19 protein-coding genes and 1 tRNA gene are annotated in these 13,244 nt (G+C 35.5%); 7 read left to right on the forward strand and 13 right to left on the reverse strand.

The window, feature by feature from the left end; translation table 11 throughout:
• The first annotated feature begins 60 nt into the window (after nt 1–60).
• From K429_RS0103805 to K429_RS0103825, 5 genes are all read left to right on the forward strand, one after another.
• Nucleotides 61–375 carry a helix-turn-helix domain-containing protein gene (locus K429_RS0103805; protein ID WP_021936964.1) on the forward strand — a complete coding sequence of 105 codons (315 nt, stop codon included), beginning with the start codon at nt 61–63 and terminating at the stop codon, nt 373–375.
• On the forward strand, nt 362–655 hold the full coding sequence (locus K429_RS0103810) for a DUF3876 domain-containing protein (RefSeq protein ID WP_025726096.1): 294 nt from the start codon (nt 362–364) through the stop codon (nt 653–655). The genes K429_RS0103805 and K429_RS0103810 overlap by 14 nt, the downstream gene beginning before the upstream one ends.
• 81 nt (nt 656–736) lie before the next feature.
• Nucleotides 737–1,030, forward strand: coding sequence for a helix-turn-helix domain-containing protein (locus K429_RS0103815; RefSeq protein WP_025726097.1), 294 nt, complete (start codon nt 737–739; stop codon nt 1,028–1,030).
• Between the two features lie 259 nt (nt 1,031–1,289).
• Complete coding sequence (locus tag K429_RS0103820) at nt 1,290–1,586, forward strand: helix-turn-helix domain-containing protein (RefSeq protein ID WP_025726098.1); 297 nt, start codon at nt 1,290–1,292, stop codon at nt 1,584–1,586.
• A 6-nt stretch (nt 1,587–1,592) separates the two neighbouring features.
• Nucleotides 1,593–1,895 carry a helix-turn-helix domain-containing protein gene (locus K429_RS0103825; protein WP_025726099.1) on the forward strand — a complete coding sequence of 101 codons (303 nt, stop codon included), beginning with the start codon at nt 1,593–1,595 and terminating at the stop codon, nt 1,893–1,895.
• A 65-nt stretch (nt 1,896–1,960) separates the two neighbouring features.
• On the opposite strand, the gene K429_RS0103830 is transcribed toward K429_RS0103825, so the two are convergent.
• The gene (locus tag K429_RS0103830) at nt 1,961–3,187 is read right to left on the reverse strand and encodes a site-specific integrase (protein ID WP_025726100.1); all 1,227 of its coding nucleotides are present in this window, start codon (nt 3,185–3,187) and stop codon (nt 1,961–1,963) included.
• A gap of 202 nt (nt 3,188–3,389) precedes the next feature.
• On the opposite strand from K429_RS0103830, the gene K429_RS0103835 reads away from it, so the two are divergent.
• Both K429_RS0103835 and K429_RS0103840 read left to right on the forward strand, forming a co-directional pair.
• Nucleotides 3,390–3,752, forward strand: a complete 363-nt coding sequence (locus K429_RS0103835) for a transposase family protein (protein ID WP_044096339.1) — start codon at nt 3,390–3,392, stop codon at nt 3,750–3,752.
• A 133-nt stretch (nt 3,753–3,885) separates the two neighbouring features.
• Nucleotides 3,886–4,731, forward strand: coding sequence for a transposase (locus K429_RS0103840; protein ID WP_025726102.1), 846 nt, complete (start codon nt 3,886–3,888; stop codon nt 4,729–4,731).
• 162 nt (nt 4,732–4,893) lie between these two features.
• On the opposite strand, the gene K429_RS30170 is transcribed toward K429_RS0103840, so the two are convergent.
• The 12 genes from K429_RS30170 to K429_RS0103905 form a co-directional block, all read right to left on the reverse strand.
• Nucleotides 4,894–5,010 (reverse strand) — tRNA-Phe (locus tag K429_RS30170).
• A gap of 499 nt (nt 5,011–5,509) precedes the next feature.
• Nucleotides 5,510–5,980 carry a hypothetical protein gene (locus K429_RS0103850; protein ID WP_025726104.1) on the reverse strand — a complete coding sequence of 157 codons (471 nt, stop codon included), beginning with the start codon at nt 5,978–5,980 and terminating at the stop codon, nt 5,510–5,512.
• Nucleotides 5,981–6,000: 20 nt separating this feature from the next.
• Nucleotides 6,001–6,636: a hypothetical protein gene (locus K429_RS0103855; protein ID WP_025726105.1), complete on the reverse strand. Its 636-nt coding sequence runs from the start codon at nt 6,634–6,636 to the stop codon at nt 6,001–6,003.
• Nucleotides 6,636–7,490 carry a penicillin-binding transpeptidase domain-containing protein gene (locus K429_RS0103860; RefSeq protein WP_025726106.1) on the reverse strand — a complete coding sequence of 285 codons (855 nt, stop codon included), beginning with the start codon at nt 7,488–7,490 and terminating at the stop codon, nt 6,636–6,638. The genes K429_RS0103855 and K429_RS0103860 overlap by 1 nt, the downstream gene beginning before the upstream one ends.
• Nucleotides 7,491–7,513: 23 nt before the next feature.
• Nucleotides 7,514–7,891, reverse strand: coding sequence for a hypothetical protein (locus tag K429_RS0103865; RefSeq protein ID WP_025726107.1), 378 nt, complete (start codon nt 7,889–7,891; stop codon nt 7,514–7,516).
• Nucleotides 7,892–7,904: 13 nt separating this feature from the next.
• Entirely contained in the window at nt 7,905–8,255 is a 351-nt protein-coding gene (locus K429_RS0103870) for a hypothetical protein (RefSeq protein ID WP_025726108.1), read from the reverse strand.
• 13 nt (nt 8,256–8,268) lie between these two features.
• Nucleotides 8,269–8,562 carry a hypothetical protein gene (locus K429_RS0103875; RefSeq protein WP_011203308.1) on the reverse strand — a complete coding sequence of 98 codons (294 nt, stop codon included), beginning with the start codon at nt 8,560–8,562 and terminating at the stop codon, nt 8,269–8,271.
• 12 nt (nt 8,563–8,574) lie between these two features.
• Nucleotides 8,575–9,099 (reverse strand): hypothetical protein, encoded by a 525-nt coding sequence (locus tag K429_RS0103880; protein ID WP_025726109.1) that lies wholly within the window; start codon nt 9,097–9,099, stop codon nt 8,575–8,577.
• 11 nt (nt 9,100–9,110) lie between these two features.
• Nucleotides 9,111–9,581: a hypothetical protein gene (locus tag K429_RS0103885; RefSeq protein ID WP_025726110.1), complete on the reverse strand. Its 471-nt coding sequence runs from the start codon at nt 9,579–9,581 to the stop codon at nt 9,111–9,113.
• Nucleotides 9,582–10,239: 658 nt separating this feature from the next.
• On the reverse strand, nt 10,240–10,518 hold the full coding sequence (locus tag K429_RS0103890) for a hypothetical protein (protein ID WP_025726111.1): 279 nt from the start codon (nt 10,516–10,518) through the stop codon (nt 10,240–10,242).
• 352 nt (nt 10,519–10,870) lie between these two features.
• Entirely contained in the window at nt 10,871–11,464 is a 594-nt protein-coding gene (locus K429_RS0103895; RefSeq protein ID WP_025726112.1) for a tyrosine-type recombinase/integrase, read from the reverse strand.
• Nucleotides 11,465–11,759: 295 nt separating this feature from the next.
• Entirely contained in the window at nt 11,760–12,776 is a 1,017-nt protein-coding gene (locus K429_RS0103905; protein WP_016272341.1) for a DUF3871 family protein, read from the reverse strand.
• Nucleotides 12,777–13,244: the final 468 nt, after the last annotated feature.

A 13,244-nucleotide genomic window follows, 5' to 3' on the forward strand; every position in this document is an offset into this window, starting at 1 on the left:
TCTTTCATTTGCTGGTGAAAATAGAATCAACATGTTTTATGAACCATTAAAAGTAAAAGTATGGAGGTAGTAACCATTGAAAAAAGAACATTCTTGTATATCTGCGAGAGGTTCACGGAGTTTGCTAAACGGATTGAGAGTTTGTACAGCACTCATACGCAGAAAGTCGAAAACTGGCTGGATAGTCAGGAAGTATGCCTGTTGTTAGGCTTTAGTAAGCGAACTTTGCAGTATTATAGAAGTAGCGGAAGATTGGCTTATTCTCAAATCGGTAGCAAGATTTATTATAAATCTGCTGATATTGAAAAGATTATTTCAAACTGTGAAATAAAGAATCAATCACCCAAACAAATCATGCCTTATGAAAAGAACTAAAGAAGATTATCTGTCCTTCAACCTGTTTTCTATTATCGGCACATGGGAAAGTATTAATCTGAATCCTACGGTTATCATTTATCGGAACGACAAAGATTATCTTCTCTCTATTATCTATGTATCGGAAATCACCAAACAGGCTTCACCCGCCACATATGAAATACATAAAGAAGGTAGCCTGTATTTTATCGCTCCTGCTCCTAAACGGATTTACATAGATTATGATCCGGTGAAAGATGTGCTTAACCTTTCATCGTTAGGCGATTATCTGCGTAACTAATCAATCAACCAGCTAGTCATTTTACTGATTAGCCACTTAGCAATCTTGAAATCACTATTTCAATAAAACAATCTTTCAATCATGGAATTAATAAATAAAGATACACCACAAGTCAAAGAGTTTATTTCTTCGCTCGATTCAATGCTGAACGGTATTGAATCAATTGTCAAGCACTGTAAACCTCACCTGAACGGAGAACGTTTTCTTTCCAATCATGAGGTTTCTAAAAAACTGAATGTCAGTCTACGAACTTTGCAAGAATGGCGAAATACGAGATTAATTTCCTTCATTCAGATAAAGGGTAAAATCATCTATCGGCAAAGTGATATTGACAATTTACTGCAAAAGCACTACTTTGAAAGCTGGAAGGAATAACCTACCACCTTCGAAAACATTGTTTTTCGGAATTTAATTTGAATCATTGACTTTTCCAGTGAAGTATTTAGTCTGTGCAAGTCTTTAGATAAAAATACGCTCGAATGTAAATGAGAGGAAGATTTTTATCTAAACCGAAGGCTTGGACTTGAACAGGCTAAATACGGAACTTATCTTTGTCAATGCTTCATATTGGGTTCTGGAAAACTTACTTTAAAAAAAAGGATTGAGATAATGAATTTTGAAAAGTAATTTATATATGGATATAGTAGCAATAGAAAGAGTTTCCTTCGATTCTTTTAGAAAGAAGTTGGGACAGATTATATCATTGGCAGATAATATTTCTTTGTCTCCTTTTGATATGTATATTGAGAAAGAATGGATAGAGGGTAGGACATTGGCAACTTCCTTAAATATTCCTTTACGGACATTACAGTCTTTACGTGAGAGTGGTAAACTTTCTTTTTCGACTGTTGGCAAGAAGGTATATTATAAGGTTGCCGAAGTACAAAAACTATTGGATTCAGGTAGAATAAAAGTAACCACTAAAGAATAATTGCTTATGGATTTATATACGGATGATGATAGCCAAGAATTATTGCAATCGTTAGATAGGGTTTTACCTTATATAGAATATGCATTGAAGAATAATAAGCCCATGTTTGATGGTGAACGGTATTTGACAAGCGAAGAACTTTGTTCTATACTCAAAATCAGCCGTAGAACTTTGCAGTATTATCGGGATGATGGCATTTTCCCTTTTATTCAACTTCCAGGCAAAGTGCTGTTTCGTGAATCGGATATTAGGAAGGTGTTGGAAGATAGATTTCGTTCTGCCTATAATATAGAAGATTATTCTCTTTAGTTTTTAATAGAATGAATATAGAGAAACGGCTACTCAATCCATTAGGACGGTAGCCGTTTTCATCTTTAGATGGTTTTAGTAGAGAAGTTTTCTCGTACATTCTGCATGTCTCGGAGAATGCTTTGATCCAATACTTTTGCGTATCGCTGTGTCATTTTTGTATTCGTATGACCGAGCATTTTGGCTACATTTTCCAATGATACATTGTTGGCTAAAGCGACAATGGTTGAAAATGTATGCCGTCCGGTATGCGTGGTTAAATTCTTTTTAATACCGCATAAATCAGCAATTTCTTTCAAGTAACTGTTTAGCTTTTGGTTGCATGGAACGGGTAACAATGTTCCTTTCTTTTTCGCCAGTGGATGCCCTTCGTATTTCTCCAATATGGCTAAAGGTATATCCAAAAGAGGAATGTTGCACATAACTTTCGTTTTCTGTCTTGCTTTTCTAATCCATAAATTCCCCTGATTATCAGATACAAGATGTTCTGCCTTTAATTCAGATACATCTATGAAAGCTAACCCCGTGAAGCATTGGAATAGAAAAATATCACGCACTAAATCCAGTCGAGGAACATCAAATACTTTGTTTTGCATAATTTCTAATTCTTCTTTGGTAAGAAACTCTTTGTGTACTTCTTGCTCATGGAAACGGATATTGATAAACGGATCTTTTTCCATCCAATCATTCGCTAATGCCATGTTTGTGATTTTCTTCACTACCTTCATATAACGGATTACTGTATTCTCCTGCAAGTCCTTCCTTGTTTTCAGGAAATGAATATAGTCCTGAATGATGGCATGGCTTATTTCTTTCATGGGAATATCCTTTAGGTGATACTTTTTCAAAGCCATCTCTTTGAAATACCGTAGGCAAGTATCAAACCGGGAGATAGTTACTTTTGCATAATCCTTGCCAATCAACTCACGACATTTGTCATTATGTTCCTGAAAAACTTCAAAGAACATTAGATGCTTTTCATCCAGTCCGAGAAAGCGTCTTTTAATCTCCATCGGATTGATAAGTTTATTTTCATCTTCCAAAGTTCGATGAATATCGTACAGGCGCAGTTTAACTGATTCTAGATAACGGTTTATCTCTACTGATTTAGCGTCTTTGCCTGTACACCGTTCCTTAGCTTGCGACCAAAGTTCAGGCTTAACGGTTCTTTTTAGCTGCATTTCAGCTAATTGCCCTTGAATTGTTATCCGCAACATGATAGGTGTCTCACCTGACTTTACTGTTCTTGTTTTGCGGATGAAGAACAGCACGTTGAAAGTCTGTCGTTTCATACTTCAAAAAATTAATGTTTAAAGTTACTGAATCGTGCAGAATAGCAGGAATTAAACGATAAGACAATCAACGACTTATGGTACAATTCGTGGACACTTTTTTCGAGACTAAAATTGGGGTCAGTCCGAAAACCCTGTGGGTATGTTATGTTAATACGCGAAAGTGAACTATCTTTGTGTTCAAATTAAAATAATCTGTCCAATGCCTTCCAATCGCAACCTACATAAGTTACTACGAGTCATCTTCCCCGAAGTTTTAATGACGTATTTCGAGATCTCCGGTTGGCATGACGACTCCGTCAAAATCGAAGTTTGGCTTGATGAAAAAAACTACATGGAACGTTCTGATTACAAGAGTGGGACTGTGATATCACATGGTTTCACAGATGAGAAAGTGATTCAGGACTTTCCTCTGCGTGGCAAACCTGTTTATCTCCACGTAAGACGTCGTCGCTGGTATGACAAAGCTACAGGGGAAACGTTTTCCTATACCTACGATGATCTTACGGCCGAAGGGACGAAACTCACTCCTGAGTTCGTTGCTTTTTTAAAAGAAGAAGATTGAAACTACCGCGGCTAGCATAAGCTCCATAGCAGATGCTTATGGGGTAAACGGTAAACTGTTGACTTCACAGTACAAGGAGTTTATCAGCGCATACAGACAGTGGGACCAGTTAGATCATGCCTCAGAATATGTCCTGTTCAAACATAACATAGGTCCTAGCCTTTGTATTGACGAGACTTCTTTGAGCTGCGGAGAATTATATACTGTTGTCACTAACCGTGCGGGACGTGGTGGCAAAGGTACACTTGTGGCCATGATACGTGGTACGAAGTCTGAAGACGTCATAAAGGTGCTTGAAATGATTCATGTCTCCAAGCGCAAGACAGTCAAAGAGGTCACTTTAGATCTTTCGCCGACCATGATGCGAATTGTCCGAACGGCTTTTCCAAACGCCACTATGACAAATGACCGGTTTCATGTACAGAAGCTCTTTTATGAGGCAATTGATGAACTCAGGATTACTTATCGCTGGCTGGCACGGGATTTAGAGAACGATGAAATTCAGAGGTGCAGAGAGCAACATATAGAGTATGTTCCGTTTCGATATACCAATGGCGATACCCGTAGGCAGCTGCTGGCAAGGGCTAAACATGTACTTGTCAAGCATTTTAGTAAATGGACTGAATCTCAAAGAATACGTGCGGAAATCATATTCGAACATTATCCGGAATTGAAATCAGTTTACGACTTAGCTATAGAATTGACCAACGTGTATAATAAGCACTATGACAAGGATGTGGCACGTGGAAAGCTTGCCTTGTGGTACAATAAAATAGAAAAGCTTGGATATGGATGTTTCAGAACCGTAACAAATACCATGCAGAACTATTATGAAACGATACTAAACTATTTCGTTAACAGGGAAACGAATGCATTTGCAGAATCATTCAATGCAAAAATTAAAGCGTTCAGGGCACAGTTTAGGGGAGTCGGAGATATACCATTCTTTATTTTTAGATTATGCAAACTAACAGTGTAAATTTAACATACCCACAGGGTTTTCGGACTGACCCTAAAATTGTCCACGATTTAGCACAGCGAAAGTGCGTAATTCTGCCCAAAATATGCGGATTAGGGGAAAAAGAAAATCCCTGAAATGTTTAATTTTCAGGGATTTACCAAATTTGAAGTCTTTTAAAAGTGGTGCCACCAGGAATCGAACCGGGGACACAAGGATTTTCAGTCCTTTGCTCTCAAGACCTTTAAAAGCCTCGCCTACGGCTCGACTTTCAAAGGCAACCAACTGAGCTATTGTACCTTAGCAGTTATCTTATGATTTCTTTATATTCTTCTATTTCTTCTTTGGTTTAACTCACGGTTTAACTTTCAAAGAAAACTAAGATAGATTCAACATTAAATAAATAATCTCTTTGCAGCATTGAACTGCACCACAAAGTTAGTAAATATCATGCTGTTATGCAATAATTCTTTCTAATAGTTTTGTTATTGGTTATCAGTTTTTTACCTATCTAATGATATAGTATATAATAGGATAACGTAGCTTTTCCTCTGTTGAAAAAGTATTCATATATTGTATTGCCATTGCATAATATCGTATAGGTATAGAAAACTGTAATAGATATATAAAGCTATATCTCCTCAAAAATCTACCTGCTGAAAAATCTACTCCTATTGTTTTGTGTTCTCTGCATCTATAAATATGCTTGTGAAACACATAGTTTTGTAGTTAATAGATGTTTGTTTAGAACTGAAAAAGCCAACTTATCCGTAATTGGGTAGGTTGGCTTTTTTCTTAATTATTTTGCTCTTACATAAGTATCTAAAGTGTACCAGTTTTCATTTCCATCATCACCGACACATTCCAATACTAATTTTGTTTTATCTAAAGATTTTATTTCGGCAGTATCCCAGCAATCCATTATATGAGGGGTAACGGTCAATGTTGTTCCTGATAGTGTAGGATAGTATGTAAAAGGGTCATTCTCCCATGAGCTTGAGCCATCTTGAAAATAATACTCTTTGAAAGTATATTTTCCATTTGAATTTTTAGTAATTTCTAATTTGGTTTCTTGCAAATCTGGATAACTTTCATCCCAAGTGTTTTTGTCGTTACTATTTTCAATGTAACCTTTTGAACTTTGCAATAGCCAAGTACCTTCAATACTGTAAGTTTCTCCTTGTTCTTCTTCATCATCACTGCAAGAAGTAAAGTTCATGCACATTACTACGGCTAATAAAGCCATTCCAATAAATCTAAATGTTTTCATTTCGTTTGATTTTAAAATAGTTATTCTGATTGTACTAATTCAAATTTTCTGTCTTTTAGTTGGTAGGTATGATTGATTGGATTGTTCCAACCATTAGAGCCAAAAACAGTAATAGTCTTGTTCTCTGAATCAAACTTACATTGTCCGTTTTCCAACTCTGTAAATGGTGCTTCTGTTTTCTGTATAAAGTAACCGTATGGGCTGACATCGTACACGTCATAAGCATTGGAATCCCTTGAACCACTTTTATAGCGGTTGATAATGAACTCATCTTCTCCGTCAAAATCAACATCGGAAAAGAAGAAAGGAGAATCATCCGAAAGGTATTCTTCGCTCTCTAATTTAGCTGTGTAGTCCAACTCTATAACTGTGCTGTTCGGATATGTGTTACCCTTATCATACAGAATCTTATCAGTCCATTTTTCCGCAAAGTAGTAATATTGTACTCCTTGTTTCTTTAAACAGAATAGAGCATTACCTACTTCACCATTTTGCAGCCACATTACTTTTATTGTATATCCGTTTATAGGCTGTTTGTACTTTATGTAGATATGTGGCTGATTGAAACATTCAAAATCCTGCGGAACAGATGTTTTGTCTGTATTGCAAGCTGCTAAACTAAATAATCCAATAATGGTAAATAGCAATCTTCTCATTACCTTTCATTCATAATATCAACAATCTGCCTAAACACATCACCTGCCATCAGTCCACCACTTGCAGGTAATCCTTTCTTGTTAATGGAAACAATGATACTGTATTTCGGATTATCGGCAGGGAAGTAACCGCAAAATTCTACGGCATATTCACCGTTTGGAAGTTGAATAGTTCCCGTTGCTCCTGCTGCTTTAACCTTATCGGATTGGGCAGGCTTGGCTAATCCATCAGAAACAGAGTATTCCAATGCTTGCTTAATGGCTGTCTTGCTTGCTGCATTAAAGAAAGTCAAGTTCTGTAATGGAGTAGTGGGTATGCCATATCCTAAAGAATTATAAACCAAACTTGTATCTTTCATTTGATAACCGTATTTTGCAAGTGCTTTCGCAAAGGCTTGTTCATTATCAAATGCCTTTTTTACCGCTTTGTAATTGGCGATATTGGATGCAAGTCCGAAACCTTGCTTCACTGTGATTTTCCCATATCCACCTCTATGCCAATTATGGTCGCACAATGTATCTTTTCCAATAGCTAAAACCCCATCCGCAACGTCTATCGTATCGGATAGCTTGACTGCCTTTGTTTCCAATGCCGCCAAAAGTGAAGCGGTACGCACTAATCCCGATTCTTGTAGAATAGAATCAGAACCAACAGAAGCCTTAATTTCTCCCGTCTGCACTTTCATTACAATAACTTGCCCAATTGCCGCATCAAGTTCGGATAACTTGTTTTGCAGGATAGAATCAACACTTACTTGTAAAGTGCTGTCTATGGTAGAAACTTGTTCCGCTTTTTGTTTGGCGCAAGCTATGAATGTAGCTATGCTAATTAAAAGGATAATAGTATTTTTCATGGTAGTTTATGTAAATAGAAATGTTATTCATTGCTCTTATAAAAACAGTATGCCATTACCGTAACGTTTATAATATTGTATAAAATGGTTAGGATAACAGCGACACTATCCCACATACTTTCCCAATGATTAGCCATAAATGCAAGAAACCCAGTGACAAATAGAATTGTACATGCGCCATCCATATCACGCCCATTTTTTATTCCAGCTCTTATTTCAGCTATAATTGCGGAAATAAAGGCAATCCCAGAGTATGTGTATATTCTATAATTACTAATTTCCACCAATGTACAAGATGATATATCAACCCATGAACATACAATATTCCAAGCGATAAGCCCAACTATAAAATAAATGATAACCGCAATAATTAGGCATACAATAGATTTGAAAATATCCATAATCATCAAGATGTTATTTGCTATTAATCCGCTTATAAACAAGTATAACGGTTTGTCCTCTAAAAGTACCTCCTATGGTAATTCTGCTTAATACACCATTTACTTTATTAGAAACGATAACCACTCCACTTTCACCAAAACCTTTGTATTCGTAACCATCTTTAGATGTCAGAGTAACAGTTTCATTTTTATAAGTTACAGTGGCTTTAGATTCACTAACAAGATGGGCTGTAATATTTGAAGCACTTACAGTAGTTACTTTCTCGTTGTCAATAACTGCATAATCAAACTTGTATTCATCAGCATATAGATTAATACTGAATATGATTAATGTAAATGCGAATATTAGGACTTTGAATTTCATACCATACTTCTATTTAATGTGAACACATAGATACTAAAACCAATAATCCAACAACAGCAACAAGTATTGACATACACCCAGTTTTGTTCAGTTCCTTATCTTTGAATCCATTCTTCAAACCATCTTTAATAAAGATATATGCAAAGAATCCTCCTGCGATAATACCCAAAAGTACCCATAAGGACATTCCAAAATTAGAAGTTCCACCGTTATCCCATCTACCACGATTACCAATGTCTGCAAATAGATAAGTAGTATTGAGGAATAGCATGATAAAAAGCAATATACACTTATTTAACTTGTTCATACTTAATACTATTTACATGTTGTGTGAATATCTTCTGTTTACTATTGCTTTGGCAATTTCATTGAAATATGTAGCAACCTCTTTATTGGCATAAAAAGCCCGATACTTCTTTTGTTTGCGTACACTTAAAGCTCTGTACTCCGCACCACTTATTCTATTTCCTTTATTATCGTACCAATAATCATCCCCATCAACATTGCCCAATTCTCCTTTAGAATCTGTTATGTTTCCAAAATCATCAGCTGAAAGTCTGTCTTTTTTCAATGCGTCCATATACCTTTCATACGCATTTCTAAATTCCTCACGTTTATATTCATTCCAATTCTTACTTGCAACATAGGATTGAACATTAGTTCCTAAATTGTGTATATATAATTCTTTGTCAATTTTGCGCATACCATATTTATATGAAAAATTGCCTTGAAATTCTTGGTTTACAGATAATCTGTTCATAAAAATATCACTGTCATTTCCCATATTTACACTATATATGGGAGCAAAGTATAAGGTAAGCAGTAGTAAAACAAAAGTTCTCATAATTTCAACAATTAGTAGTTAAAGTAAATAGTACCCAACGTTGTATGCTCTACTTTCCATTCAAAGTTATTCACTATAATTTCTTTGTCTAATAAAGCATTGACCCTAACGGCTCTGTTATTACAATCTCTCCAACTTTCTCTATATAAAGAACGGTCTAATACAGCCCGAACATAGATTTCAGTTTCTCCCGAATAAGATTCTCCTAAATTGATTTTGATTTTTGTTCTTTTGAAATTTTGTGAACTTGCATTAAAGAAGTATGCTCCTACAGTCTGATAGCTTTGTGTGGTAGAACGGTTAGGAGTAGAATATGAAGGCACATTCGGAAAATACCCGTTACTATTGCCACGGTTATGTTCGTTGCTACTGTTGTTATTGCTTTTGCTAACTATTACGGGTTTGTATTCAACTAATGGAAGTTGTGAATAAGCAATTGTTGGCAGTACTGTAAAAGCTAAAATTGAAATAATCTTTTTCATTGCTCACTAATATTGTACTTCCCAATTCCCCGAAGAAGTGGATATAAAATAAAGGTGTGGGAACTATATTTGTCTTATCCTTAGATTAGGTCTTCGCAATACCTTTGGAATGGATAAAACAATAGCCCCACACCAAAAGGTATATAACTCATTTACAAGATGAATATATATCAAATGTGTGGGTGCTATTGCTATCATCTTCATTCCAAAATTAAAGTTGCGAAGTTTAATCTAAGAAGATAATCTCAATAACACCTTTTCGTTAAATATGTCCTTTCAGTGCCTTAACGCATTAAGACCTCTGAAATTGCTGCAAAGTTAGCGAAAGGTTTTGAATGTCTAAAGATAAAACACTGATAAATGTAGTTCCAAGTGTTCCAAAACATATCTGTAGTAAGGTATTAGACAATATTGCCCCTTTTTCTTCGTAGCTTCAAGGGTAGGTACTTTTTTTGATTGGGGTCTATAAAAAGATTTCTTCCCGAAAAAAGTACCCGTAGATTCTGCGGATTGGAAAATGCAATTCTATTAGAGATAATAAGGTATATAGATTTGTAGCCTAACTAAGTAATGAATGAAAGAAGTATCTAATCTTCATAATAGGCATAAAAAAAGAGTTCACGTTTCCGCAAACTCTGATTTTGATATATGGATGAAATTACTCTGATTTTATTGCTTCTATGTTGCGTTTCAGAATCTTAAAATTTTCGTAGATAAAATATTTTTTCCCTTTTAGTGTATTTGCGGTGAAAATAATAGGATGTATATCATCATTTGATACAGCATAGACAATATCTTCGTATTTCAATTTCAGAACAACAGAGCCTAAAACTTTTGAAACAAATAATTCTGCAATCTCTCCGTCTGTAGCACCATCAGTACCACACTGTATATTATTCCATAATATAACACTTCCTAAAGAGAACATATCTTCCATATCTATTGTGTTTTTAGTTAATTAGTCCACAAAATTAATGATTCATTTTCAATTATAGTGCCATTCGTGAGGATAAATTTGCCCCAAAATCGCACATATCATAAACTACAAGCCATATCATGCCTTTTTAAAAAGATAATTTTCTTACACTTGCATCAATGCGGAATTAGCTACGTTATCGCTATCTGTTCCGCTTGAAACTATGCCCTACCATATTTATATATAGCCATTATTTGCAGTTTCTCTTACATTGCAGTTTTTGAAAGTTGCTGTATATTAGGGAACGGGACAAAGTTCTCTTTCTCTGAAAATTGTATGATAACAACAGAAATTTCAAACTTTGTCCCACCAATTAGAAACTCAAACAGTCATAAGTGTTTAACAGTTCTTCTTGTCTAAGCCCCAAGTATCTTTTAGTTATGCTTACAGAACTGTGATTAAACAATTCCATCAGTTTAACTAAAGCCAATTCAGCATTTTCAGAGGATTCAAACACTTTCCTGCCAAAAGTCTTTCTAAGAGAATGGGTAGAAAAGTGGTCTATCTTTAAATTGTACTTGTTTTTTAACTCTTTAAGTACAATGTTTATCCATTGGATAGAATAGACCTTGTTCTTACCTTTTCCCGATAAAAAACAAAACTCATTCAAGTTCTGAATATCCAAAGCTGTATAACAGTCTTTAATGTGCTTCTGAAACTCCTTATTAATTCTCACTTCCCTACGTTTGCTTGTTTTCTTTTCAGTGATGGTAAATTTTGCATCCTTATTCAGAAGCATTTCCCAAGTAAGTTGCAACAGGTCAGAAATGCGTAAACCAAAGAATATGCCGCACCCAACAAGCAGGCTTATTCTATAATTCTTATCCCTATATAACTTTCTTACCAAGTTTGTGGCACTGTCCCATTGCAGGCAGTCACTTGTTGTATAGCTGTTCTTCAAACTCATGTTGTTTCAATTTTGTAGATTTAACAATAAAAGTGAAAGTAAATTCGGGAGTCATTTTGTAATAGTCTGATTGTCAAATTACTTTCACTTCTATTAGAAAGTGTAACTATGATTGTATATAAATAAAGATGGATAAAATCAGTATCAGCAAAAAAGGATTGATAATACCAATTATTATCAGTAGGAGAACTACCAATGTTCCCCATAGTATCAATTTTCCATCATCTTCCATTTTGTAGTATTTTTAAGTTATTAAAAAGAAAGGACACCCAATAAATAGATGTCCTCTCATTAATTAGTCAATAAACCATTTGTAATGCTCATCCCCATGCAGGGCTGCATTGATTCCAACAGCCATTTCAGTGGCATTCAAAGAGCGGTCTAAGAATGAATCTATATAGCTACTCTTATTTGCACCCGTTAATAGGTTGTAGAACTTCCACATATTCAAGTCATTTCCAAAGCTGCCAAAGTTCTCATCATTAATGTAGGCTTTTGCAACACTGTTAATCTGTGTATCAGTAAGCAACATTCTTGGCAGTCTCTTTTGGTAGCCATTGGGCAAACACTGATAAAGTCTCATTTTGCCCAATATTTGTGCAAATTGGTGTTCACTCATTGAAGTATTGCCCAACTGTTGCATCAAATGCAGATGTTTGGCAGGATTGTAGTTGTTGAACAGTTCCAAGGCAGAACGGTAAAGTTCACTTGTATTGCTCACCCTTAAATCATCCTTGTAACCATCTGTAAAGATGCACATGTTGCAGCATACTTGGTTTTTAAAGCCTATTGCCAACCTAAACAACTCTGGAACTTTCTTGCTGTATAAGTTCATTTGATTATAGGCTCTGACCCCTACTATTGAAAGGTTCAACTTGTTTCCCTCAACCGTTTCATAGATTGTAGGAATGTCAATACTGAAAGCTGCCCTCTCATAGTAGATTGTTTTGTCTGATTCCAACAACTGATTGGCAGGTTTGTGGATAGCTTCGGGAATGCGACCCTTAATCACATGAGAGACACGAATATCGGGTGTTCCAATAGTCTCACCATTGTAATAGGAGTTTGCAGCTTCCCAAACAGTTTCAATAAATGCAGCATGGTTTACTGTAAGCTCATTGTCTTTTGCAAAAACGGGAGTAATACAGTCATTTTTCAAATGTTGCAAGGTAGCTTCTTGGGTGTTTGCCTCAATGAAATGATTTACCCTTTTAGGTGTTGCAGTTTCTTCAATAATGGTTGCTTCTTCTGCAAACTCACCTAAATTCATTCTCTCTCTGTTCTCTGTTGGCATGATAACTAAATTTCTCATATTGATAAAAGTTTAAATGATTAATAATTCTTTTTTATATCAATATACAGAGGGGGACTAAAGGGGTAGTATGCCGTAAAGACAGCCACTCTTATATATTTTAGGTCACTGGCTGAATGGGGAGGGGGATTTCTGTATTAAGTACCTTATATATCTGTTCTCTTGACTTTTAGCTAAACTGAATATGGGTGATTCTTTAATTATGTAGTCTTTTTAATGTCATTGGCTGTATGTGGCATATTATAAAGTATAGGCTATATAACTCTTATTAAAGTGGAAATTTTCAGAAAGTCAGAATCGGAAAAATGTACGTCTGTGGTTCTGCGCCAAAAATAAAAGCCGCAAGAATTTCCTGCGGCTGTCTGTTATCAGTTGGTAAGAAAATTACTCTGTTTCATTAGTTATTGAGGTAGCTTCCAACATTTCTTTCAATTTCTGTATCGGGTATAGAAAGACAAGATTTTCAAG

The organism is Bacteroides sp. 14(A), assembly GCF_000526555.1.
Taxonomy (GTDB): domain Bacteria; phylum Bacteroidota; class Bacteroidia; order Bacteroidales; family Bacteroidaceae; genus Bacteroides; species Bacteroides cellulosilyticus.

Bases quoted from the DNA above. Each gene is read 5' to 3' on its own strand.
- K429_RS0103905 (WP_016272341.1), bottom strand. From the start codon at position 12,776: ATGAGAAATTTAGTTATCATGCCAACAGAGAACAGAGAGAGAATGAAT.
- K429_RS0103865 (WP_025726107.1), bottom strand. From the start codon at position 7,891: ATGGATATTTTCAAATCTATTGTATGCCTAATTATTGCGGTTATCATT.
- K429_RS0103815 (WP_025726097.1), top strand. From the start codon at position 737: ATGGAATTAATAAATAAAGATACACCACAAGTCAAAGAGTTTATTTCT.
- K429_RS0103875 (WP_011203308.1), bottom strand. From the start codon at position 8,562: ATGAACAAGTTAAATAAGTGTATATTGCTTTTTATCATGCTATTCCTC.
- K429_RS0103890 (WP_025726111.1), bottom strand. From the start codon at position 10,518: ATGGAAGATATGTTCTCTTTAGGAAGTGTTATATTATGGAATAATATA.
- K429_RS0103820 (WP_025726098.1), top strand. From the start codon at position 1,290: ATGGATATAGTAGCAATAGAAAGAGTTTCCTTCGATTCTTTTAGAAAG.
- K429_RS0103805 (WP_021936964.1), top strand. From the start codon at position 61: ATGGAGGTAGTAACCATTGAAAAAAGAACATTCTTGTATATCTGCGAG.
- K429_RS0103835 (WP_044096339.1), top strand. From the start codon at position 3,390: ATGCCTTCCAATCGCAACCTACATAAGTTACTACGAGTCATCTTCCCC.
- K429_RS0103870 (WP_025726108.1), bottom strand. From the start codon at position 8,255: ATGAAATTCAAAGTCCTAATATTCGCATTTACATTAATCATATTCAGT.
- K429_RS0103885 (WP_025726110.1), bottom strand. From the start codon at position 9,581: ATGAAAAAGATTATTTCAATTTTAGCTTTTACAGTACTGCCAACAATT.
- K429_RS0103850 (WP_025726104.1), bottom strand. From the start codon at position 5,980: ATGAAAACATTTAGATTTATTGGAATGGCTTTATTAGCCGTAGTAATG.
- K429_RS0103825 (WP_025726099.1), top strand. From the start codon at position 1,593: ATGGATTTATATACGGATGATGATAGCCAAGAATTATTGCAATCGTTA.
- K429_RS0103860 (WP_025726106.1), bottom strand. From the start codon at position 7,490: ATGAAAAATACTATTATCCTTTTAATTAGCATAGCTACATTCATAGCT.
- K429_RS0103880 (WP_025726109.1), bottom strand. From the start codon at position 9,099: ATGAGAACTTTTGTTTTACTACTGCTTACCTTATACTTTGCTCCCATA.
- K429_RS0103895 (WP_025726112.1), bottom strand. From the start codon at position 11,464: ATGAGTTTGAAGAACAGCTATACAACAAGTGACTGCCTGCAATGGGAC.
- K429_RS0103855 (WP_025726105.1), bottom strand. From the start codon at position 6,636: ATGAGAAGATTGCTATTTACCATTATTGGATTATTTAGTTTAGCAGCT.
- K429_RS0103810 (WP_025726096.1), top strand. From the start codon at position 362: ATGAAAAGAACTAAAGAAGATTATCTGTCCTTCAACCTGTTTTCTATT.
- K429_RS0103830 (WP_025726100.1), bottom strand. From the start codon at position 3,187: ATGAAACGACAGACTTTCAACGTGCTGTTCTTCATCCGCAAAACAAGA.